Origin of the sequence: Streptomyces sp. NBC_00663 (genome assembly GCF_036226885.1) — a bacterium.
Lineage (GTDB): Bacteria > Actinomycetota > Actinomycetes > Streptomycetales > Streptomycetaceae > Streptomyces.
Window position 1 is genome coordinate 7,949,037 of record NZ_CP109027.1, and the last position, 21,957, is coordinate 7,970,993.

20 protein-coding genes are annotated in these 21,957 nt (G+C 69.6%); 19 read left to right on the forward strand and 1 reads right to left on the reverse strand.

All coding sequences use genetic code 11. From position 1 onward, the window contains the following. Window positions 1-60 precede the first annotated feature (60 nt). From OG866_RS36070 to nusB, 13 genes are all read left to right on the forward strand, one after another. Complete coding sequence (locus OG866_RS36070; protein WP_329341337.1) at window positions 61-495, forward strand: DUF948 domain-containing protein; 435 nt, start codon at window positions 61-63, stop codon at window positions 493-495. A gap of 10 nt (window positions 496-505) precedes the next feature. After that, complete coding sequence (locus OG866_RS36075) at window positions 506-859, forward strand: hypothetical protein (protein WP_329341339.1); 354 nt, start codon at window positions 506-508, stop codon at window positions 857-859. Then, complete coding sequence (alaS, locus tag OG866_RS36080; protein WP_329341341.1) at window positions 859-3,531, forward strand: alanine--tRNA ligase; 2,673 nt, start codon at window positions 859-861, stop codon at window positions 3,529-3,531. Before OG866_RS36075 ends, alaS begins: the two co-directional genes overlap by 1 nt. A 2-nt stretch (window positions 3,532-3,533) precedes the next feature. After that, entirely contained in the window at window positions 3,534-3,998 is a 465-nt protein-coding gene (gene ruvX / locus OG866_RS36085; protein WP_329344455.1) for a Holliday junction resolvase RuvX, read from the forward strand. A 122-nt stretch (window positions 3,999-4,120) separates the two neighbouring features. Further along, the gene (gene mltG / locus OG866_RS36090; RefSeq protein WP_329341343.1) at window positions 4,121-5,854 is read left to right on the forward strand and encodes an endolytic transglycosylase MltG; all 1,734 of its coding nucleotides are present in this window, start codon (window positions 4,121-4,123) and stop codon (window positions 5,852-5,854) included. Continuing rightward, window positions 5,835-6,674 (forward strand): shikimate dehydrogenase, encoded by an 840-nt coding sequence (locus OG866_RS36095; protein ID WP_329341345.1) that lies wholly within the window; start codon window positions 5,835-5,837, stop codon window positions 6,672-6,674. The genes mltG and OG866_RS36095 overlap by 20 nt, the downstream gene beginning before the upstream one ends. Before the next feature lie 225 nt (window positions 6,675-6,899). Next, complete coding sequence (aroC, locus tag OG866_RS36100) at window positions 6,900-8,084, forward strand: chorismate synthase (protein ID WP_329341347.1); 1,185 nt, start codon at window positions 6,900-6,902, stop codon at window positions 8,082-8,084. Next, window positions 8,081-8,593, forward strand: coding sequence for a shikimate kinase (locus tag OG866_RS36105; RefSeq protein ID WP_329341349.1), 513 nt, complete (start codon window positions 8,081-8,083; stop codon window positions 8,591-8,593). Before aroC ends, OG866_RS36105 begins: the two co-directional genes overlap by 4 nt. Then, window positions 8,590-9,681, forward strand: coding sequence for a 3-dehydroquinate synthase (aroB, locus tag OG866_RS36110; protein ID WP_329341351.1), 1,092 nt, complete (start codon window positions 8,590-8,592; stop codon window positions 9,679-9,681). Before OG866_RS36105 ends, aroB begins: the two co-directional genes overlap by 4 nt. Before the next feature lie 165 nt (window positions 9,682-9,846). Next, window positions 9,847-10,746, forward strand: a complete 900-nt coding sequence (locus tag OG866_RS36115) for a Pro-rich N-terminal domain-containing protein (RefSeq protein WP_329341352.1) — start codon at window positions 9,847-9,849, stop codon at window positions 10,744-10,746. Window positions 10,747-10,887: 141 nt separating this feature from the next. Then, the gene (locus tag OG866_RS36120; protein ID WP_329341355.1) at window positions 10,888-11,994 is read left to right on the forward strand and encodes an aminopeptidase P family protein; all 1,107 of its coding nucleotides are present in this window, start codon (window positions 10,888-10,890) and stop codon (window positions 11,992-11,994) included. Between the two features lie 58 nt (window positions 11,995-12,052). Next, window positions 12,053-12,619: an elongation factor P gene (efp, locus tag OG866_RS36125; protein ID WP_059196374.1), complete on the forward strand. Its 567-nt coding sequence runs from the start codon at window positions 12,053-12,055 to the stop codon at window positions 12,617-12,619. Window positions 12,620-12,621: 2 nt separating this feature from the next. Then, window positions 12,622-13,056, forward strand: a complete 435-nt coding sequence (nusB, locus tag OG866_RS36130) for a transcription antitermination factor NusB (RefSeq protein ID WP_329341357.1) — start codon at window positions 12,622-12,624, stop codon at window positions 13,054-13,056. Between the two features lie 174 nt (window positions 13,057-13,230). Here nusB and bldD read toward each other — a convergent pair whose 3' ends face one another. Beyond that, complete coding sequence (bldD, locus tag OG866_RS36135) at window positions 13,231-13,731, reverse strand: transcriptional regulator BldD (protein ID WP_003956405.1); 501 nt, start codon at window positions 13,729-13,731, stop codon at window positions 13,231-13,233. A 253-nt stretch (window positions 13,732-13,984) separates the two neighbouring features. Here bldD and pyrR point away from each other — a divergent pair, with 253 nt between their 5' ends. The 6 genes from pyrR (at window position 13,985) to carB (ending at window position 21,951) form a co-directional block, all read left to right on the forward strand. After that, a complete protein-coding gene (pyrR, locus tag OG866_RS36140) occupies window positions 13,985-14,572 on the forward strand; it encodes a bifunctional pyr operon transcriptional regulator/uracil phosphoribosyltransferase PyrR (protein ID WP_329341359.1) in 588 nt (195 codons plus the stop codon). 79 nt (window positions 14,573-14,651) lie between these two features. Next, window positions 14,652-15,629 carry an aspartate carbamoyltransferase catalytic subunit gene (locus tag OG866_RS36145; RefSeq protein ID WP_329341361.1) on the forward strand — a complete coding sequence of 326 codons (978 nt, stop codon included), beginning with the start codon at window positions 14,652-14,654 and terminating at the stop codon, window positions 15,627-15,629. 5 nt (window positions 15,630-15,634) lie between these two features. Then, window positions 15,635-16,921: a dihydroorotase gene (locus tag OG866_RS36150; RefSeq protein WP_329341363.1), complete on the forward strand. Its 1,287-nt coding sequence runs from the start codon at window positions 15,635-15,637 to the stop codon at window positions 16,919-16,921. Beyond that, on the forward strand, window positions 16,918-17,511 hold the full coding sequence (locus tag OG866_RS36155) for a PH-like domain-containing protein (protein WP_329341365.1): 594 nt from the start codon (window positions 16,918-16,920) through the stop codon (window positions 17,509-17,511). Before OG866_RS36150 ends, OG866_RS36155 begins: the two co-directional genes overlap by 4 nt. Then, window positions 17,508-18,650 carry a glutamine-hydrolyzing carbamoyl-phosphate synthase small subunit gene (gene carA / locus OG866_RS36160; protein WP_329341367.1) on the forward strand — a complete coding sequence of 381 codons (1,143 nt, stop codon included), beginning with the start codon at window positions 17,508-17,510 and terminating at the stop codon, window positions 18,648-18,650. The genes OG866_RS36155 and carA overlap by 4 nt, the downstream gene beginning before the upstream one ends. Beyond that, window positions 18,643-21,951, forward strand: a complete 3,309-nt coding sequence (carB, locus tag OG866_RS36165; protein WP_329341369.1) for a carbamoyl-phosphate synthase large subunit — start codon at window positions 18,643-18,645, stop codon at window positions 21,949-21,951. Before carA ends, carB begins: the two co-directional genes overlap by 8 nt. Window positions 21,952-21,957 lie beyond the last annotated feature (6 nt).

Here is a 21,957-nt window from a genome sequence, read left to right on the forward strand (position 1 = left end):
CGGGCCACTGTTTTTTCTAGGTTCCGATGTTCAGAGCACGTATCAGGGAGCGGGTGCGCAGTGTCCGGTGGAGAGGTGGCCGGCATCCTGGTGGCCGTCTTCTGGGCGATCCTGGTCTCCTTCCTCGCCGTCGCGCTGGCGAGGCTGGCCCAGACGCTCAGGGCGACCACCAAGCTGGTGGCGGACGTGACCGACCAGGCCGTACCGCTCCTCGCGGACGCCTCCTCGGCGGTGCGCTCCGCGCAGACCCAGCTCGACCGGGTGGACGCGATCGCCTCCGACGTCCAGGAGGTCACCTCCAACGCCTCCGCGCTCTCCACCACCGTCGCCTCCACCTTCGGCGGCCCGCTGGTCAAGGTCGCGGCCTTCGGCTATGGCGTGCGCCGGGCGATCGCAGGCCGCAAGGACGACGTGCCCGCCAAGACGCCCCGGCGTACCGTGATCGTGGGCCGCACGGTTCCGGCCGGTCGGCGGAACCAGCGGAAGAAGGGCTGAGAGCCAACCGATGTTCCGCCGTACCTTCTGGTTCAGCACGGGCGTCGCCGCCGGTGTGTGGGCCACCACCAAGGTCAACCGCAAGCTGAGGCAGCTGACCCCGGAGCACCTCGCCGTCGCCGCGACGAACAAGGCGATCGAGGCCGGGCACAAGCTCAAGGACCGTGCGGTGGGCTTCGCGCTCGACGTCCGCGACAACATGGCCCAGCGGGAGGAAGAGCTGGGGGAGGCGCTGGGCATCAACGCGAACCCCGAACTCCCCGCGCCCCGGCGGTTCGCCGCCATCGAGAACCGCAACAACCCGAAGTACGCCGAGGGATCGACGTACAAGACGTACCCGTACAACCGGAATGAGGACCACTGATGGAGTCGGCCGAGATTCGCCGCCGCTGGCTGAGCTTCTACGAGGAGCGCGGTCACACCGTCGTCCCTTCGGCGTCGCTCATCGCGGACGACCCGACTCTGCTCCTGGTCCCCGCCGGCATGGTCCCCTTCAAGCCGTACTTCCTCGGTGAGGTCAAGCCGCCGTGGGCGCGCGCGACCAGCGTGCAGAAGTGCGTGCGCACGCCCGACATCGAAGAGGTCGGCAAGACCACCCGGCACGGCACGTTCTTCCAGATGTGCGGCAACTTCTCCTTCGGCGACTACTTCAAGGAAGGCGCCATCAAGTACGCCTGGGAGCTGCTCACCAGCCCCCAGGACAAGGGTGGTTACGGCCTGGAGCCGGAGAAGCTCTGGATCACCGTCTACAAGGACGACGACGAGGCCGAGCGCATCTGGCAGGACGTCATCGGTGTGCCGAAGGAGCGCATCCAGCGCCTCGGCATGAAGGACAACTACTGGTCCATGGGCGTCCCCGGCCCCTGCGGCCCCTGTTCCGAGATCAACTACGACCGCGGCCCCGAGTTCGGCGTCGAGGGCGGCCCCGCCGTCAACGACGAGCGGTACGTGGAGATCTGGAACCTCGTCTTCATGCAGTACGAGCGCGGTGAGGGCATCGGCAAGGACAACTTCGAGATCCTCGGAGAGCTGCCGAGCAAGAACATCGACACCGGTCTCGGACTTGAGCGTCTCGCCATGATTCTGCAGGGCGTGCAGAACATGTACGAGATCGACACCTCCATGGCCGTCATCAAGAAGGCCACCGAGCTGACCGGTGTCGCGTACGGCGACGCCCATGACTCGGACGTCTCCCTGCGCGTGGTCACCGACCACATGCGTACGTCGGTGATGCTCATCGGCGACGGCGTCACCCCCGGCAACGAGGGCCGCGGTTACGTGCTGCGCCGCATCATGCGCCGCGCCATCCGCAACATGCGCCTGCTCGGCGCCACCGGCCCGGTCGTCCAGGAGCTGGTGGACACCGTCATCGCGATGATGGGCCAGCAGTACCCGGAGCTCGTCACCGACCGCGAGCGCATCGAGAAGGTCGCCCTCGCCGAGGAGGCCGCCTTCCTCAAGACGCTCAAGGCCGGCACCAACATCCTCGACACCGCGGTCACCGAGACCAAGGCCTCCGGTGGCAAGGTCCTCGCCGGTGACAAGGCGTTCCTGCTCCACGACACCTGGGGCTTCCCGATCGACCTCACCCTGGAGATGGCCGCCGAACAGGGCCTCTCCGTGGACGAGGACGGCTTCCGGCGCCTGATGAAGGAGCAGCGGGAGCGCGCCAAGGCGGACGCCCAGGCCAAGAAGACCGGCCACGCCGGTGCCGGTGCCTACCGTGAGATCGCGGACAGGACCGGCGAGACCGAGTTCATCGGCTACGCGGACACCGAGGGCGAGTCCACGATCGTCGGCATCCTCGTCGACGGCGCCTCCTCCCCGGCCGCCACCGAGGGCGACGAGGTCGAGATCGTCCTGGACCGCACCCCGTTCTACGCCGAGGGCGGCGGCCAGATCGGCGACACCGGCAAGATCAAGGTCGACTCCGGTGCCGTCATCGAGATCCGCGACTGCCAGAAGCCGGTTCCGGGCGTGTACGTCCACAAGGGTGTCGTGCAGTTCGGCGAGGTCACCGTCGGCGCCAAGGCCCAGGCCTCGATCGACGCCCGCCGCCGCACCGCCATCGCCCGCGCCCACTCGGCCACCCACCTCACCCACCAGGCCCTGCGTGACGCACTCGGCCCGACGGCCGCCCAGGCCGGTTCCGAGAACCAGCCCGGCCGCTTCCGCTTCGACTTCGGCTCGCCGTCCGCCGTTCCGACGGCCGTGATGACCGACGTCGAGCAGAAGATCAACGAGGTGCTCGCGCGCGACCTCGACGTCCGCGCCGATGTCATGGGCATCGACGAGGCGAAGAAGCAGGGCGCCATCGCCGAGTTCGGCGAGAAGTACGGCGAGCGCGTGCGCGTCGTGACCATCGGCGACTTCTCCAAGGAGCTGTGCGGCGGCACCCATGTGCACAACACCTCGCAGCTCGGCCTGGTCAAGCTGCTCGGTGAGTCGTCCATCGGCTCCGGTGTCCGTCGTATCGAGGCTCTCGTCGGTGTCGACGCGTACAACTTCCTCGCCCGGGAGCACACGGTCGTCGCCCAGCTCCAGGAGCTGATCAAGGGCCGTCCGGAGGAGCTGCCGGAGAAGGTCTCCGCGATGCTCGGCAAGCTGAAGGACGCCGAGAAGGAGATCGAGAAGTTCCGCGCGGAGAAGGTGCTCCAGGCCGCGGCCGGTCTCGCCGAGTCCGCGAAGGACATCCGTGGCATCGCCGTCGTGACCGGCCAGGTCCCGGACGGCACCACCGCCGACGACCTGCGCAAGCTGGTCCTCGACGTGCGTGGCCGTATCCAGGGCGGTCGGGCCGCCGTGGTCGCGCTCTTCACCACGGCCAACGGCAAGCCGCTGACGGTCATCGCCACCAACGAGGCCGCCCGCGAGCGTGGCCTCAAGGCCGGTGACCTGGTCCGCACGGCCGCCAAGACCCTCGGCGGCGGCGGTGGCGGCAAGCCGGACGTCGCCCAGGGCGGCGGCCAGAACCCGGCCGCGATCGGCGAGGCCGTCGAGGCCGTCGAGCGTCTGGTCACGGACACCGCGAAGTGACGATGCGCAGAGGGCGTCGACTCGCGATCGACGTCGGGGACGCCCGGATCGGGGTCGCCTCGTGCGACCCCGACGGGATCCTCGCCACTCCGGTGGAGACGGTCCCGGGCCGGGACGTCCCGGCCGCCCACCGCCGGCTGAAGCAGTTGGTGGAGGAGTACGAACCGATCGAGGTCGTCGTCGGACTCCCCCGCTCCCTCAAGGGGGGCGAGGGCCCGGCCGCGGTCAAGGTACGAGGCTTCGCCCAGGAGCTGGCCAAGGGCATCGCGCCGATCCCCATCCGCCTGGTGGACGAGCGGATGACCACGGTCACGGCCAGCCAGGGACTGCGCGCCTCGGGTGTGAAATCCAAGAAGGGCCGCTCCGTCATCGATCAAGCAGCCGCTGTGATCATCCTTCAGCAGGCGCTCGAATCCGAACGGGTGTCAGGTAAAGCACCCGGAGAGAGCGTCGAAGTGGTCATCTGATCGCGATACGGTAACGTTCCGCGCGATCGCGGCGCTGTTCGAACAGGTGCCGCACAGAGAGAGGCGGAACGGATGCCGAGCCACAAGCCGCGCGACCGCCGCCTCGCGGCTCTAGGGGATCGATGACTGAGTATGGCCGGGGCCAGGAAGGCTCCGAACCGTGGCATCCGCAGGACCCGTATTACGGGGACGGCGGATGGGAAGGGCAGCAGGGCCACGTCGGCCAACAAGCTGCCTACGGCGGCCAGCCGCAGCACTTTCCGCAAGCGCCGCAGCAGCCGGAGTACGGCGACTGGGGCACCGGCCAACAGGCCGACTACGGTCAGGCGCAGCAGCAGTACCAGCAGCAGCACTACGACCAGCAGCACCAGCAGTACGACCCGAGCCAGCAGCAGTACGACCCGAACCAGCAGTACGGCCAGCAGCAGTACGCGCCCCAGCAGCCTCAGCAGCAGTACGACAACAGCGCCTGGGGCACCGGGACGCACACGCATGTCCAGTACACGGACCCCTCGGACCCGTACGGCCAGCAGGCCGCCGCGTACGGCGCCGGTGACCAGCCCGACTACTACGGCACCCCCGACGCGTACCCCCCGCCGGAGCCGCCGAGCCGTCGCCGCGCCGAGCCGGAACCGCAGCGGACGGACTGGGACCCCGGCCCCGACCAGGGCGAACACGCCTTCTTCGCGGGCGGCGGGGACGACGACGGCGCCGACGATGTCGATGACGAGGGCGGTCGTGGCGACCGTAAAGGCCGCGGGGGCAAGAAGCCGAAGAAGCGCCGCAGTGGCTGCGCCTGCCTGGTGGTCGTGCTGGTCTTCGGCGGCGGGCTCGGAGGCATCGGCTATTTCGGCTACCAGTTCTACAAGGATCGTTTCGTCTCGGCGCCGGACTATGCGGGTGACGGTACCGACACGACGGTGTCGATCGTTGTCCAGAAGGGGGCGGGCGGCGCCGACATCGGGCGATTGCTGAAGGCGAAGGGTGTCGTCAAGAGCGTCGACGCGTTCGTTTCTGCGTTCACCCGGAACGAGGGGGAGAAGAAAGTCCAGGCCGGCGCCTATCTGCTGAAGACGCAGATGTCCGCCGAGAGCGCCGTGAAGATGATGCTCGACCCGAAGAGCCAGAATGCCGTGATGGTCACGCCGGGTCAGCGCAATATCGCGGTCTACAAGCTTATCGACGACAAACTCGGCCTGAAGTCCGGTGCCACCCTCAAGGTCGCCAAGGCGGATTACAAGAGCCTCGGACTTCCGGACTGGATGGAAGTCAACAGCGAGATGAAGGACCCGCTGGAGGGCTTCCTGTATCCGGGCACCTATCCGGCGGCCAAGGGCATGAAGCCCGAGACGGTCCTGAAGGACATGGTGGCCGAGGCCACCAACAAGTACGACTCGCTCGACCTGGAAGCCAAGGCCAAGACGCTCAAGCTCGACAGCCCGATGGACATCATCACCATCGCGAGCCTTGTCCAGGCCGAGGGCAAGACCACCGACGACTACCGCAAGATGGCGGAAGTGGTCTACAACCGCCTCGACTACGCGAACCAGCAGACCTATGGATCGCTCCAGTTCGACTCGACGTACAACTACGCGAAGAACGAGAGCAACATCGACATCAGCGAGTCGGAGATCAGCAAGGACAAGGACCCGTACAACACGTACACCAACAAGGGTCTGCCGCCCGGCCCGATCGGGAACCCGGGCGCCGACGCGCTCAAGTCGACGCTGAATCCCACCGACGACGGCTGGTACTACTTCGTGGCGACCGACGGCGTGAGCAAGACAGAATTCGCCAAAACGCACGCAGAGTTCCTGAGACTCAAGGAAAAGTTCGATGAAAGCAGGGGCAACTGACGCCCGCCGGGCCGCTGTGCTCGGTTCGCCCATCACCCACTCCCTCTCCCCGGTGCTCCATCGAACCGCGTACGAGGAACTGGGGCTCAAGGGCTGGTCGTACGACCGCTTCGAGATCGACGAGGCCGCGTTGCCCGGGTTCTTCGCGGAACTCGGGCCCGAGTGGGCCGGACTGTCGCTGACCATGCCGCTGAAGCGGGCCGTCATCCCGCTGCTCGACGAGATCAGCGAGACGGCCGCCTCGGTCGAGGCGGTCAACACGGTCGTGTTCACCGAGGACGGCCGCAAGGTCGGCGACAACACCGACATCCCCGGCATGGTCGCGGCGCTGCGTGAGCACGGCATCGAGACGGTGGACTCCGCCGCGATCCTCGGCGCCGGCGCGACGGCGTCCTCGGCGCTGGCCGCGCTGGCCCGGGTCTGCACCGGTGAGGTGGTCGTCTACGTCCGCAGCGAGGCCCGCGCCGCCGAGATGCGGCAGTGGGGGGAGCGGCTGGACGTGGAAGTCCGTACGGAGGACTGGTCCGCGGCGGCCGACGCACTGCACCGGCCTCTGGTGATCGCCACCACCCCGGCCGGCACCACGGACGCCCTGGCCTCCGTGGTCCCGGAGCGGCCCACCACCCTCTTCGACGTGCTGTACGAGCCGTGGCCCACCCAGCTCGCGGCGCGCTGGTCGATGTTCGGCGGGGCCGTCGTCAGCGGCCTCGACCTGCTGGTGCACCAGGCGGTGCTCCAGGTCGAGCAGATGACGGGGCACCGACCCGCCCCCGTGGACGCCATGCGGAAAGCGGGCGAGCAGGCGCTGGCGGCCCGCTAGGAACCTCCGGATTCCGCAGGGGGAACCACGCGGCAGAGTGACGGCATCGCCTGAGCCTTGCTAGTGGATGGCCGTCCGCCTGGTGGACCGGCGGCCGGACATGTCCGTGGGACGTGGGAGGATCGAAGGTGGCGGGCCCGGGCCGCGCACCTGGTCACGCCATTGCCGTACGCGAGGACGCGCGTACGCAGGGCAGTACGAGGGCGCGAGCATAGAGGAGCACCGTTGAGCAGGTTGCGCTGGCTGACCGCGGGGGAGTCCCACGGTCCCGCACTCGTAGCGACGCTGGAGGGTCTGCCCGCCGGCGTGCCGATCACCACGGAGATGGTGGCGGACCACCTGGCCCGGCGTCGGCTCGGCTATGGACGCGGTGCCCGGATGAAGTTCGAGCAGGACCAGGTCACCTTCCTCGGTGGCGTCCGGCACGGCCTCACCCTCGGCTCGCCGGTCGCCGTCATGGTGGGCAACACCGAGTGGCCCAAGTGGGAGCAGGTCATGTCGGCCGACCCGGTGGACGAGGAGATCCTCGCCGGGCTCGCCCGTAACGCCCCGCTGACTCGCCCGCGTCCTGGTCATGCCGACCTCGCGGGGATGCAGAAGTACGGCTTTGACGAGGCTAGGCCGATCCTGGAGCGTGCCTCGGCGCGTGAGACGGCGGCGCGGGTGGCGCTGGGCGCGGTCGCCCGGTCGTACCTGAAGGAGACGGCCGGGATCGAGATCGTCAGCCATGTCATCGAGCTGTGTTCGGTGAAGGCGCCGCAGGGTGTGTACCCGACCCCGGCCGATGTGGAGAAGCTGGACGCCGATCCGCTGCGCTGCCTGGACGCGGACACGTCGAAGGCGATGGTGGCGGAGGTCGATCAGGCCCACAAGGACGGCGACACCCTCGGTGGTGTGGTCGAGGTCCTGGCCTACGGCGTCCCGGTCGGCCTCGGCTCACACGTCCACTGGGACCGCAAGCTGGACGCCCGCCTCGCCGGTGCGCTCATGGGCATCCAGGCCATCAAGGGTGTCGAGATCGGCGACGGGTTCGAGCTCGCGCGCGTGCCCGGTTCCAAGGCGCACGACGAGATCGTCAACACGCCCGAGGGCATCCGCCGCGTCTCCGGCCGCTCCGGCGGTACCGAGGGCGGCCTGACCACCGGCGAACTGCTGCGCGTGCGCGCCGCGATGAAGCCCATCGCCACCGTGCCCCGCGCCCTCCAGACCGTGGATGTGACCACCGGTGAGGCGGCTCCCGCCAACCACCAGCGTTCCGACGTCTCCGCGGTCCCGGCGGCCGGGATCGTCGCCGAGGCGATGGTGGCGCTCGTCCTCGCGGACGCGGTCGCCGAGAAGTTCGGCGGCGACAACGTCGTCGAGACCCGCCGCAACGTCCAGTCGTACCTCGACCACCTGGCCATCCGATGAGCCCTCGGGTGGTGCTCGTCGGCCCGATGGGCGTGGGCAAGTCCACCGTCGGGCAGCTGCTCGCCGAGCGGCTCGGAGTGAGCTACCGGGACACCGACGACGACATCGTCGCCGAGCAGGACCGGACCGTCGCCGAGATCTTCGTCGACGAGGGCGAGCCCGCCTTCCGTGCCATCGAGAAGGCGGCCGTACAGCGGGCGCTGACCGAGCACGACGGCGTCCTCGCCCTCGGCGGCGGCGCGATCCTCGACGAGGACACGCGCGCGTCGCTCGCCGGGCTGCCGGTCGTCTACCTCTCGATGGACGTCGAGGAGGCCGTCAAGCGCACCGGCCTCAACGCGGCCCGCCCGCTGCTCGCGGTCAACCCGCGCAAGCAGTGGCGCGAGCTGATGGAGGCGCGGCGGCACCTCTACGAGGGGATCGCCACGGCGGTCGTCGCGACGGACGGTCGTACGCCCGAAGAAGTCACCGAAGTCGCCCTGGACGCACTGGAGTTGAAGCAGGCATGAGTGAGGCAGTGACCCGGATCCAGGTCGGCGGCACCGCGGGCAGCGAGCCGTACGAGGTCCTGGTGGGTCGTCAACTCCTGGGCGAGCTCGGCGGGTTGATCGGCGAGAAGGCCAAGCGGGTGGCGATCGTGCACCCCGAGGCGCTCGCCGAGACCGGCGAAGCGCTGCGGGGCGACCTTGCCGAGCAGGGCTACGACGTCGTCGCCATCCAGGTGCCCAACGCGGAGGAGGCCAAGACCGCCGAGGTCGCCGCCTACTGCTGGAAGGCGCTCGGGCAGTCCGGCTTCACCCGCACCGACGTCGTCGTCGGCGTCGGCGGTGGCGCGACCACGGACCTCGCCGGCTTCGTGGCCGCCACCTGGCTGCGCGGGGTGCGCTGGATCGCCATCCCCACCACCGTCCTGGCGATGGTGGACGCGGCCGTCGGCGGCAAGACCGGCATCAACACCGCCGAGGGCAAGAACCTCGTCGGCGCCTTCCACCCGCCGGCCGGCGTCCTGTGCGACCTGGCCGCGCTGGACTCCCTCCCGGTCAACGACTACGTCTCCGGCCTCGCCGAGATCATCAAGGCCGGCTTCATCGCCGACCCGGCGATCCTGGAGCTCATCGAGTCCGACCCGCAGGCCGCGCGCACCCCGGCCGGCCCGCACACGGCCGAACTGATCGAGCGGTCCATCCGGGTCAAGGCCGAGGTGGTCTCCTCCGACCTCAAGGAGTCGGGCCTGCGGGAGATCCTCAACTACGGCCACACGCTCGCCCACGCCATCGAGAAGAACGAGCGCTACAAGTGGCGGCACGGCGCCGCGGTCTCCGTCGGCATGCACTTCGCCGCCGAACTCGGCCGCCTGGCGGGCCGGTTGGACGACGCGACGGCGGACCGCCACCGTACGGTCCTCGAGTCGGTCGGCCTGCCGCTGCACTACCGTTACGACCAGTGGCCCAAGCTGCTGGAGACCATGAAGGTCGACAAGAAGTCCCGCGGTGACCTGCTGCGCTTCATCGTCCTGGACGGACTGGGCAAGCCCACCGTCATGGAGGGCCCGGACCCGGCCGTCCTGCTGGCCGCGTACGGAGAAGTGGGCCAGTAGCCGGCCGCGGCACCCTCCGTCCCATGTGCCTTACGGTCCCGGGCACTTAGGGCCGTCCCCGGCCGTTCACCAAACGGCGACCGGGGACGGTACCGTTCGGTAAGGAGTGGGTCCGTACCCGCTCCGCCAGCGCCAATTGCCTTGTACGAGACGGAGTGGCACCGGATGCAGCACGCAGTGGGTTCTCCGCTGCCGCCGCCCCATCAGCCGGGGCACGGACCGGCCGTCGGCTGGTCGCCGGCCGCACACCACCCGGGGCCCCAGCACCCGGGCGCGCACCAGGGCCCGGCCCCGGTGCCCCCACCGCCCCCCGCTCCGGGTTTCGTGCCGTCGCACCAGCCCCCACCCCAGCACCCCTCCGCGCCCCCCGCCCCGCCGCACCAGCCGGCGGCACAGCACCCGTCGGCGCCCCCGGCCCCGGACACCACCGGTCATGTCCCGCTGCCGCCCGGCGGCCCGGTCGGCGTTCCCAGCAGCCCGTCCGCCGCGGCCCTGCCCGACCCGGCGGCCACGACCCTCGCGGTGCTGCTCATCGGCCCGGCCGGCGCGGGCAAGACCAGCGTCGCCAAGTACTGGGCCGAGCACCGCCGGGTGCCCACCGCCCACATCAGCCTCGACGACGTCCGCGAATGGGTCCGTTCCGGTTTCGCCGACCCCCAGTCCGGCTGGAACGACCACTCCGAGGCCCAGTACCGCCTGGCGCGCCGCACCTGCGGCTTCGCCGCCCGCAACTTCCTGGCCAACGGCATCTCCTGCATCCTCGACGACGCCGTCTTCCCGGACCGCCCGGTGGTCGGCCTCGGCGGCTGGAAGCGCCATGTGGGCCCCGGGCTGCTGCCCGTGGTCCTGCTGCCGGGCCTGGAGATCGTCCTGGAGCGCAACGCCGAGCGCTCGGGCAACCGCCGCCTCACGGACGAGGAGGTCGCGCGGATCCACGGCCGTATGGCGGGGTGGTACGGGTCGGGCCTGCCGATCATCGACAACTCGCAGTTGGACGTACCGCAGACGGCCCAGGTGCTGGACGACGTACTCGCACGTTCCATCGCAAGCCCACCTAGCTGGTAAAGGCTTTTGGCTTTTTAGGGGCGCGGCGAACTGCGCGACAAGCCCCACGGTCCCCAGACGGCTCACAACCACACATGACGCCCCGTCCCCCGAACGCTCTCTCAACCGGCACAAACCAGACACCGCTCCTACGCTCGTGTCATGTCAGAGGTCTACGCGGCCCGCCGCTCCAAACTGAGGGCACAGTGCAACGCCGCCGGCAGCTCGGCAGCGCTCGTCACGCGCCCCGCCAACGTGCGCTACCTGTCCGGCGCCGCCCCCCGGGGCGCCGTCCTGCTGCTCGGCAAGACTGAGGACCTGCTCGTGTGCGTCGGCCCACCGGAGGACCGTCCCACCGACGGCCGCCCGGACGAGGCGCTACGGGTGCACACCCTGCCCGGCGCCGGAGGCGACCCCGCCGTCGCCGCGGCCGACTTCGGCGCGGCGCAGGGCGCGGACTCGCTCGCCGTGGAGGAACATCACCTCACGGTGGCCCGGCACAGGGAGATCCGCTCCGTCGTCCCACGTCTGCGCCTCGCCGAACTGGGCGGTGCCGTGGAGCAGCTCCGCGTCGTCAAGGACGAGGAGGAGATCTCCTGCCTGCGCATCGGCGCCGAGATCGCCGACCAGGCCCTCGGTGAACTCCTCGAATCCATCCTCGTCGGCCGTACCGAACGGCATCTCGCCCTCGAACTCGAGCGCCGCCTAGTCGACCACGGCGCCGACGGACCCGCCTTCCCCACCTCCGTCGCCACCGGCCCCCACTCCGGCCGGCGCGCTCACCACCCCACCGACCGGCGCGTGGAGGAGGGCGACTTCCTCTCCGTCTGTCTCGGCGCGACGTACCGCGGCTACCGGTGTGAGATCGGCCGTACTTTCGTGATCGGTACGTCTCCCGCCGACTGGCAGATCGAGCTGTACGACCTCGTCTTCGCCGCTCAGCGCGCCGGACGGGAGAGCCTCGCACCCGGCGCCGCCTACCGTGACGTGGACCGCGCGGCACGCCAGGTGCTGGACTCCGCCGGGTACGGCGAGCGCCTGCCGACCCTGACCGGACACGGCGTCGGACTCGAAATCGACGAGGACCCGCAGCTGGCCCCCGCGGCCATGGGTAAACTGGACGCTTGCGTGCCGGTCACCGTCGAACCGGGGGTCCACCTCCCGGGCCGGGGCGGTGTCCGGATCGATGACACGCTCGTCGTACGCCCCGAGGCGGACGGCGGACCCGAGCTACTCACCATCACGACCAAGGAACTGCTCGCGCTCTAGCAATGAGCCGGGCGCGCGTCCCGGGGTCGTCCACGTCAGTCCAGGAGATTCCGCAACCGTGGCTTCCACGAACGACCTCAAGAACGGCCTGGTGCTCAAGCTCGACGGAGGCCAGCTCTGGTCCGTCGTCGAGTTCCAGCACGTCAAGCCCGGCAAGGGCCCGGCCTTCGTGCGCACCAAGCTGAAGAACGTGCTCTCCGGCAAGGTCGTCGACAAGACGTTCAACGCCGGCGTCAAGGTCGAGACGGCCACGATCGACAAGCGCGACATGCAGTTCTCGTACATGGACGGCGAGTACTTCGTCTTCATGGACATGGAGACCTACGACCAGCTCATGGTCGACCGCAAGGCCGTCGGCGACGCCGCCAACTTCCTGATCGAGGGCTTCACCGCCACCGTCGCGCAGCACGAGGGCGAGGTGCTCTTCGTCGAGCTGCCGGCCGCCGTCGAGCTCGTCATCCAGGAGACCGAGCCGGGTGTGCAGGGCGACCGCTCCACCGGTGGCACCAAGCCCGCCACCCTGGAGACCGGCCACCAGATCCAGGTCCCGCTCTTCATCACCACCGGTGAGAAGATCAAGGTGGACACCCGCACCAGCGACTACCTCGGCCGGGTGAACAGCTAACCGTGGCTGCCCGCAACACGGCCCGCAAGCGCGCCTTCCAGATCCTCTTCGAGGGCGACCAGCGCGGGGCCGACGTCCTGACGGTCCTCGCGGACTGGATCCGGCTCTCCCGGACCGACACCCGGCAGCCGCCGGTGAGTGAGTACACCATGCAGCTGGTGGAGGGCTACGCGCAGCACGCGAAGCGCATCGACGAGCTGATCGCTCAGTACTCCGTCGGCTGGACGCTCGACCGCATGCCGGTCGTCGACCGCAACATCCTGCGGCTCGGTGCCTATGAGCTGATCTGGGTCGACGGGACCCCGGACGCGGTCGTGCTCGACGAGATGGTCGAGATCGCCAAGGAGTTCTCCACGGACGAGTCTCCGGCGTTCGTGAACGGCCTCCTCGGCCGTTTCAAGGACCTGAAGCCCACGCTGCGCCGCGACGAGGCGTAAGCAGAGGTACGACATCGCCAGGGGCCCACAGCGTGAGCTGTGGGCCCCTGGCGTGTCCGTGCCGGTATCCGGTGCCCGGGAGACCCCTGAGGAGCGCAGAAAGCCGCCGGGGTGGCCGGAACCATGAAGTTCCGGCCACCCCGGCGGCACGTTTCTGCTGAGGCGGGAAGCGGCTCAGCTCTCCTCGTGGGACACCGCGCGACGCGCGTCCGCGTCCAGCACGCCCCAGCTGATCAGCTGCTCGGTGAGGACCGAGGGCGACTGGTCGTAGATGACGGCGAGTGTGCGCAGGTCGTCCTGGCGGATCGAGAGCACCTTGCCGTTGTAGTCACCGCGCTGGGACTGGATCGTCGCGGCGTAGCGCTGAAGGGGGCCCGCCTTCTCGGCCGGCACGTGGGCCAGCCGCTCCAGGTCGAGGACCAGCTTCGGCGGCGGCTCGGCGGCGCCGCCCGGGGTGGTGCCCGGCAGCAGTTCCTGAACGGGCACACCGTAGAAATCCGCCAACTCGGCGAGGCGCTGCACGGTCACGGCACGGTCGCCGCGCTCGTACGATCCGACCACGACCGCCTTCCAGCGTCCCTGGGACTTCTCCTCGACACCGTGGAGGGAAAGGCCCTGCTGGGTGCGGATGGCCCGGAGCTTGGCCCCGAGCTGTTTGGCGTATTCGCTGGACATATAGCTCCCCGGCACTGTGTCTACGCGGCCGGCAGGGGCGCCGTACCGCGCGGCTGGTAACTCACTGTGAGGTTACGCAGCGTTACTCTTCTGCGTCAAGCCGAATGAGCCGCACCGACTCTTCCGTGGTGGCGGTGGCCGATTAGGCCATGGGGGTGATCGGGGGTGTCCTCCGGGCCTGATAACGTGGATGGCGCAATTCCGACGTCCTTTAAGGTCCGTCCCGTGAGGCGGAGAAGGGGGTCCGTTTCGTATGGACAAGCAGGACATTCAGCAGGACTTTCAGCAGGACACGACGTCCGATGCGCGGCCCGTTCTCGAAGGCCCCGACATCGCACGCGTGCTGACCCGCATCGCCCACGAGATCGTCGAACGTGCCAAGGGCGCCGACGACGTGGTGCTCCTCGGTATTCCGACCCGAGGCGTCTTCCTCGCCCAGCGGCTCGCCGCCAAGCTGGAGGAGATCACCGACCGCAAGATTCCGGTCGGTTCGCTCGACATCACCATGTACCGCGACGACCTGCGCATGCACCCGCCGCGTGCGCTGGCCCGCACCGAGATTCCCGGTGACGGCATCGACGGCCGCCTCGTCGTCCTCGTCGACGACGTGCTCTTCTCCGGCCGCACCATCCGTGCCGCCCTCGACGCCCTGAACGACATCGGGCGTCCGCGCGCGGTGCAGCTCGCGGTCCTCGTCGACCGCGGCCACCGCGAACTGCCCATCCGCGCCGACTACGTCGGCAAGAACCTCCCCACGTCGTTGCGGGAGACGGTCAAGGTCCAGCTCGCCGAGGAGGACGGTCGCGACACCGTGCTGCTCGGTGCCAAGCCGACCCGGTAGCAGTCGTCCGCGCGCGCCTTTCGGTGTGCCTTCGCCTGCCCGGAATCTCCCCACTGAACTTCCTTACGGAGCCTGACAGATGCAGCGTCATCTCATCTCGGCCGCCGACCTCACCCGTGACGACGCCGTCCTGATCCTCGACACCGCCGAGGAGATGGCCCGGGTCGCCGACCGGCCGATCAAGAAGCTGCCGACCCTGCGCGGCCGCACGATCGTCAACCTCTTCTTCGAGGACTCCACGCGCACGCGTATCTCGTTCGAGGCCGCTGAGAAGCGCCTCTCGGCCGATGTCATCAACTTCACCGCCAAGGGGTCGAGCGTCTCCAAGGGCGAGTCCCTGAAGGACACCGCCCAGACGCTGGAGGCCATGGGCGTCGACGCCGTGGTCATCCGGCACGGCGCCTCCGGAGCGCCGTACCGTCTCGCCACCTCCGGCTGGATCGACGCCGCCGTCATCAACGCCGGTGACGGCACCCACCAGCACCCCACGCAGGCGCTGTTGGACGCCTTCACGATGCGCCGCCGGCTCGTCGGACGGGACGCCGGGCTCGGCCAGGACCTGGCAGGCAAGCGCATCACGATCGTCGGCGACGTCCTGCACAGCCGGGTCGCCCGCTCCAACGTCGACCTGCTGCACACCCTCGGCGCCGAGGTCACCCTCGTCGCGCCGCCGACCCTGGTGCCGGTCGGCGTCGAGAGCTGGCCGTGCGAGGTGTCGTACGACCTGGACAGCACCCTCGCCAAGTCCGACGCGGTGATGATGCTGCGCGTGCAGCGCGAGCGCATGAACGCCGCGTTCTTCCCGACCGAGCGCGAGTACTCGCGGCGCTACGGCCTCGACGGCGACCGCATGGCGCGGATGCCCGAGCACGCCATCGTGATGCACCCCGGCCCGATGGTCCGGGGCATGGAGATCACCGCCGAGGTCGCCGACTCCGACCGCTGCACCGTCGTGGAGCAGGTCGCAAACGGAGTCTCCATCCGGATGGCCGTTCTGTACCTGCTGCTGGGTGGAAACGAGCCCGCCGTCAGCCACACCCGTATCGAGGAGAAGTAAGAGACATGAGCAAGATCCTGATCCGTGGTGCGAAGGTGCTCGGCGGCGAGCCGCAGGACGTCCTGATCAGCGGTTCCTTGATCGAGGCGGTCGGCCAGGGGCTCTCGGACGAAGGAGCCGAGGTCATCGAGGCCGACGGCAAGGTCCTCCTGCCGGGCCTCGTCGACCTGCACACCCATCTGCGCGAGCCCGGCCGCGAGGACTCCGAGACCGTGCTGACCGGCACGCGCGCGGCTGCCTCCGGTGGCTACACCGCCGTGTTCGCCATGGCCAACACCTTCCCGGTCGCCGACACCGCCGGTGTGGTCGAGCAGGTCTACCGGCTCGGCCAGGAGCACGGCTACTGCGACGTGCAGCCCATCGGCGCCGTCACGGTCGGCCTGGAGGGCAGGAAGCTCGCCGAGCTCGGTGCCATGCACGAGTCGGCCGCCGGTGTCACCGTCTTCTCCGACGACGGCAAGTGCGTCGACGACGCGGTGATCATGCGGCGCGCCCTGGAGTACGTGAAGGCCTTCGGCGGGGTCGTCGCCCAGCACGCGCAGGAGCCGCGGCTGACCGAGGGCGCCCAGATGAACGAGGGGATCGTCTCCGCCGAGCTGGGGCTCGGGGGCTGGCCCGCGGTGGCCGAGGAATCGATCATCGCCCGGGATGTCCTGCTCGCCGAGCACGTCGGCTCCCGCGTGCACATCTGCCACCTCTCGACCGCCGGGTCCGTGGAGATCGTCCGCTGGGCCAAGTCCCGCGGCATCGACGTCACCGCCGAGGTCACCCCGCACCACCTGCTCCTGACGGACGAGCTCGTACGGACCTACAACCCGGTCTACAAGGTCAACCCGCCGCTGCGCACCGAGCGCGACGTGCTGGCCCTGCGCGAGGCGCTCGCCGACGGCACGATCGACATCGTCGCCACCGACCACGCCCCGCACCCGCACGAGGACAAGGACTGCGAGTGGGCCGCGGCCGCCATGGGGATGGTGGGCCTGGAGACCGCGTTGTCAGTGGTGCAGGAGACCATGGTGGACACCGGGCTCCTCACCTGGGCCGGGGTCGCCGAGCGCATGTCCGTCAAGCCCGCCGAGATCGGGCAGGCGAAGGGCCACGGGCGCCCCGTCTCGGCTGGTGAGCCCGCCAACCTCACGCTCGTCGACACGGCATACCGTGGGTCCGTGGACCCCGCGGGCTTCGCCTCGCGCAGCCGGAACACCCCGTACGAGGGGCGTGAGCTGCCGGGCCGTGTGACGCACACGTGGCTCCGGGGCAAGGCCACGCTCGTCGACGGGAAGCTCACGTGACACCTGTAATCCTGCTCGCCAACGGTCTCGCCACCGATCTCGCCGCCGAGAAGGAATCGGCCGAGGTCACCGACTGGGCCGCGCGCATCGGCTGGCTCGTCGGGCTGGCGCTGTTCGTCGCGCTCATCTACTGGCTGATGCGTGAGGGCTGGAAGTGGCGCGGCACGCTCCAGAGCGACCTGCCCGAGCTGCCCGACGCGCCGGACGACCCCGGTGCGGCGAAACTGACGATGAGCGGCCGCTACCACGGCTCCACCACCGCCGGGCAGTGGCTCGACCGCATCGTGGCGCACGGCCTGGGCACCCGCAGCCGGGTCGAGCTCACGCTGACGGACGCGGGACTGGACGTCGTACGTCCCGGTGCGACCGACTTCTTCATCCCGGTCGGCGCGCTGCGGGAGGCCGTGCTCGGCAAGGGCATCGCCGGCAAGGTGCTCACCGAGGGCGGCCTGCTCATCGTGACCTGGGAACACGGGGACAAGCTGATCGACTCCGGCTTCCGCTCCGACCACGCGGCCGAGCACAACGAGTGGGTCGACGTCATTAACTCCATGATCAACAAGAAGACGGAAACGGAAGGCGCACGATGACGACCTCCACAAGGGGAACTTCGAAGGTTCCCGCGGTACTCGTCCTGGAGGACGGCCGGATCTTCCGCGGCCGTGCCTACGGGGCCGTGGGGGTGACCTTCGGCGAGGCGGTGTTCTCCACCGGCATGACCGGCTACCAGGAGACCCTCACCGACCCGTCGTACCACCGCCAGGTCGTCGTGATGACCGCCCCGCACGTCGGCAACACCGGCGTCAACGACGAGGACCCGGAGAGCAAGCGGATCTGGGTCGCCGGATACGTCGTGCGCGACCCCGCGCGCGTGCCGTCCAACTGGCGCTCGCGCCGCTCCCTCGACGACGAGCTGGCCCAGCAGGGTGTCGTCGGCATCTCCGGCATCGACACGCGCGCGTTGACGCGCCATCTGCGCGAGCGCGGCGCCATGCGCGTCGGCATCTTCTCCGGCAACGCGCTGCCCGACGAGGGCACCATGCTCACCGAGGTGCGCCAGGCCCCCGAGATGAAGGGCGCCGACCTCTCCGCGGAGGTCGCCACCAAGGAGGCGTACGTCGTCCCCGCCATCGGCGAGAAGAAGTTCACCGTCGCCGCCGTCGACCTCGGCATCAAGGGCATGACCCCGCACCGGATGGCCGAGCGCGGCATCGAGGTGCACGTGCTCCCGGCGACGGCGACCGTGGAGGACGTCTACGCCGTCAACCCCGACGGTGTGTTCTTCTCCAACGGGCCCGGTGACCCGGCCACGGCCGACCACCCGGTCTCCGTCATGCAGGGCGTCCTGGAGCGCAGGACGCCGCTGTTCGGCATCTGCTTCGGCAACCAGATCCTGGGCCGCGCCCTCGGCTTCGGCACCTACAAGCTGAAGTACGGCCACCGCGGCATCAACCAGCCGGTGCAGGACCGTACGACCGGCAAGGTCGAGGTCACCGCGCACAACCACGGCTTCGCCGTCGACGCCCCGCTCGACAAGGTCTCCGACACCCCCTACGGCCGCGCCGAGGTCTCCCACGTCTGTCTCAACGACGACGTGGTGGAGGGCCTCCAGCTGCTCGACCAGCCGGCCTTCAGCGTCCAGTACCACCCCGAAGCGGCAGCGGGCCCGCACGACGCCGCCTACCTGTTCGACCGCTTCGTATCTCTGATGGAGGGCCAGCGTGCCTAAGCGCACCGATATCCAGTCCGTCCTGGTCATCGGCTCCGGCCCGATCGTCATCGGCCAGGCCGCCGAGTTCGACTACTCAGGCACCCAGGCCTGCCGCATCCTGCGCGCCGAGGGCCTCAGGGTCATCCTGGTCAACTCCAACCCGGCGACGATCATGACCGACCCGGAGATCGCCGACGCCACGTACGTCGAGCCGATCACCCCGGAGTTCGTCGAGAAGATCATCGCCAAGGAGCGCCCCGACGCCCTGCTGCCCACCCTGGGCGGTCAGACGGCCCTCAACACGGCCATCTCGCTGCACGAGGCGGGCACGCTGGAGAAGTACGGCGTCGAGCTGATCGGCGCCAACGTCGAGGCCATCAACAAGGGCGAGGACCGCGACCTGTTCAAGGACGTCGTCGAGGAGGTCCGCAAGAAGATCGGCCACGGCGAGTCCGCCCGCTCGGTCATCTGCCACTCCATGGACGACGTCCTCAAGGGCGTCGAGACCCTCGGCGGCTACCCGGTCGTGGTCCGCCCCTCCTTCACCATGGGCGGCGCCGGCTCCGGCTTCGCGCACGACGAGGAGGAGCTGCGCCGCATCGCCGGCCAGGGCCTCACGCTCTCGCCGACCACCGAGGTGCTCCTGGAGGAGTCCATCCTCGGCTGGAAGGAGTACGAGCTGGAGCTGATGCGCGACACGAACGACAACGTCGTGGTCGTCTGTTCCATCGAGAACTTCGACCCGATGGGCGTCCACACCGGCGACTCGATCACCGTCGCGCCCGCGATGACGCTGACCGACCGCGAGTACCAGCGCCTTCGCGACATCGGTATCGCGATCATCCGCGAGGTCGGCGTCGACACCGGCGGCTGCAACATCCAGTTCGCGATCGACCCGGTCGACGGCCGCGTGATCGTCATCGAGATGAACCCGCGCGTGTCGCGGTCCTCGGCGCTCGCCTCCAAGGCGACCGGCTTCCCGATCGCCAAGATCGCGGCCAAGCTCGCCGTCGGCTACACCCTCGACGAGATCCCCAACGACATCACGCAGGAGACCCCGGCCTCCTTCGAGCCCACGCTCGACTACGTGGTCGTCAAGGCTCCGCGCTTCGCCTTCGAGAAGTTCCCGCAGGCCGACTCCACGCTGACCACGACCATGAAGTCGGTCGGCGAGGCCATGGCCATCGGCCGGAACTTCACCGAGGCCTTCCAGAAGGCGCTGCGCTCGCTGGAGAAGAAGGGCAGCCAGTTCACCTTCGTCGGCGAGCCCGGCGACAAGGAGGCGCTGCTCGCGGAGTCCGTCCGGCCCACCGACGGCCGGATCAACACCGTCATGCAGGCCATCCGCGCGGGCGCCACGCCGGAGGAGATCTTCGAGTACACGAAGATCGATCCCTGGTTCGTCGACCAGCTCTTCCTCATCAAGGAGATCGCCGACGAGCTCGCCGAGGCCCCGGAGCTCACCTCCGAACTCCTCGCCTGGGCCAAGCGGCACGGCTTCTCCGACCAGCAGATCGGCGAGATCCGCGGCCTGCGCGAGGACGTCGTCCGCGAGGTCCGGCACGCGCTCGGCATCCGCCCGGTCTACAAGACGGTCGACACCTGCGCCGCCGAGTTCGCCGCGAAGACGCCGTACTTCTACTCCTCCTACGACGAGGAGACCGAGGTCGCCCGGCGCGAGAAGCCGGCCGTCATCATCCTCGGCTCCGGTCCCAACCGCATCGGCCAGGGCATCGAGTTCGACTACTCCTGCGTCCACGCCTCCTTCGCGTTGAGCGACGCCGGGTACGAGACCGTGATGGTCAACTGCAACCCGGAGACCGTCTCCACGGACTACGACACCTCCGACCGCCTGTACTTCGAGCCGCTGACGCTGGAAGACGTGCTGGAGATCGTCCACGCGGAGTCCCTCGCGGGCCCGATCGCCGGTGTCGTCGTCCAGCTGGGCGGCCAGACCCCGCTGGGCCTGGCACAGGCGCTGAAGGACAACGGCGTGCCGATCGTGGGCACCCCGCCGGAGGCCATCCACGCGGCCGAGGACCGCGGCGCCTTCGGCCGCGTGCTCGCCGAGGCCGGCCTCCCGGCCCCCAAGCACGGCACCGCGACCACCTTCGCCGAGGCCAAGGCCATCGCCGACGAGATCGGCTACCCGGTCCTGGTGCGGCCGTCGTACGTCCTCGGCGGACGCGGCATGGAGATCGTCTACGACGAGACCCGCCTCGCCTCCTACATCGCCGAGTCGACCGAGATCAGCCCCTCCCGGCCGGTCCTGGTCGACCGCTTCCTCGACGACGCCATCGAGATCGACGTCGACGCGCTCTACGACGGCGAGGAGCTCTACCTCGGCGGCGTCATGGAGCACATCGAGGAGGCCGGCATCCACTCCGGCGACTCGGCGTGCGCCCTGCCCCCGATCACGCTGGGCGGCTTCGACATCAAGCGTCTGCGGGCCTCGACCGAGGCCATCGCGCGCGGTGTCGGCGTACGCGGTCTGATCAACATCCAGTTCGCGATGGCCGGGGACATCCTCTACGTCCTGGAGGCCAACCCGCGCGCGTCCCGCACCGTCCCCTTCACCTCGAAGGCGACCGCGGTACCGCTGGCCAAGGCCGCCGCCCGCATCTCGCTCGGCGCGACCATCGCCGAGCTGCGCGCCGAGGGCCTGCTCCCGGCGAACAGCGACGGCGGCGAGCTGCCCTTCGACGCGCCGATCTCCGTCAAGGAGGCCGTCATGCCGTGGTCGCGTTTCCGCGACATCCACGGCCGCGGCGTCGACACGGTCCTCGGCCCGGAGATGCGCTCCACCGGCGAGGTCATGGGCATCGACTCGGTCTTCGGCACCGCGTACGCCAAGTCGCAGGCCGGCGCCTACGGCCCGCTGCCCACCAAGGGCCGCGCGTTCATCTCGGTAGCCAACCGCGACAAGCGGTCGATGATCTTCCCGGCCCGCGAACTGGTCGCCCACGGCTTCGAGCTGCTCGCCACCTCCGGCACCGCCGAGGTCCTCAAGCGCAACGGCATCAACGCCAGGATCGTGCGCAAGCAGTCCGAGGGCACCGGCCCGGGCGGCGAGAAGACCATCGTCCAGCTCATCCACGACGGCGAGGTCGACCTCATCGTCAACACCCCGTACGGCACCGGTGGCCGCCTCGACGGCTACGAGATCCGTACGGCGGCCGTGGCGCGGTCGGTGCCGTGCCTGACGACGGTCCAGGCCCTCGCCGCGGCCGTCCAGGGCATCGACGCCCTCAACCACGGCGACGTGGGCGTCCGTTCGCTCCAGGAACACGCGGAACACCTGACCGCGGCCCGCGACTAGCAGCCC

Coding starts and splice junctions, on each gene's coding strand:
- OG866_RS36150 (WP_329341363.1), top strand. CDS start 15,635: ATGAGCAAGATCCTGATCCGTGGTGCGAAGGTGCTCGGCGGCGAGCCG.
- OG866_RS36115 (WP_329341352.1), top strand. CDS start 9,847: ATGCAGCACGCAGTGGGTTCTCCGCTGCCGCCGCCCCATCAGCCGGGG.
- OG866_RS36105 (WP_329341349.1), top strand. CDS start 8,081: ATGAGCCCTCGGGTGGTGCTCGTCGGCCCGATGGGCGTGGGCAAGTCC.
- ruvX (WP_329344455.1), top strand. CDS start 3,534: ATGCGCAGAGGGCGTCGACTCGCGATCGACGTCGGGGACGCCCGGATC.
- aroB (WP_329341351.1), top strand. CDS start 8,590: ATGAGTGAGGCAGTGACCCGGATCCAGGTCGGCGGCACCGCGGGCAGC.
- OG866_RS36095 (WP_329341345.1), top strand. CDS start 5,835: ATGAAAGCAGGGGCAACTGACGCCCGCCGGGCCGCTGTGCTCGGTTCG.
- pyrR (WP_329341359.1), top strand. CDS start 13,985: ATGGACAAGCAGGACATTCAGCAGGACTTTCAGCAGGACACGACGTCC.
- OG866_RS36145 (WP_329341361.1), top strand. CDS start 14,652: ATGCAGCGTCATCTCATCTCGGCCGCCGACCTCACCCGTGACGACGCC.
- bldD (WP_003956405.1), bottom strand. CDS start 13,731: ATGTCCAGCGAATACGCCAAACAGCTCGGGGCCAAGCTCCGGGCCATC.
- OG866_RS36075 (WP_329341339.1), top strand. CDS start 506: ATGTTCCGCCGTACCTTCTGGTTCAGCACGGGCGTCGCCGCCGGTGTG.
- carA (WP_329341367.1), top strand. CDS start 17,508: ATGACGACCTCCACAAGGGGAACTTCGAAGGTTCCCGCGGTACTCGTC.
- mltG (WP_329341343.1), top strand. CDS start 4,121: ATGACTGAGTATGGCCGGGGCCAGGAAGGCTCCGAACCGTGGCATCCG.
- alaS (WP_329341341.1), top strand. CDS start 859: ATGGAGTCGGCCGAGATTCGCCGCCGCTGGCTGAGCTTCTACGAGGAG.
- OG866_RS36120 (WP_329341355.1), top strand. CDS start 10,888: ATGTCAGAGGTCTACGCGGCCCGCCGCTCCAAACTGAGGGCACAGTGC.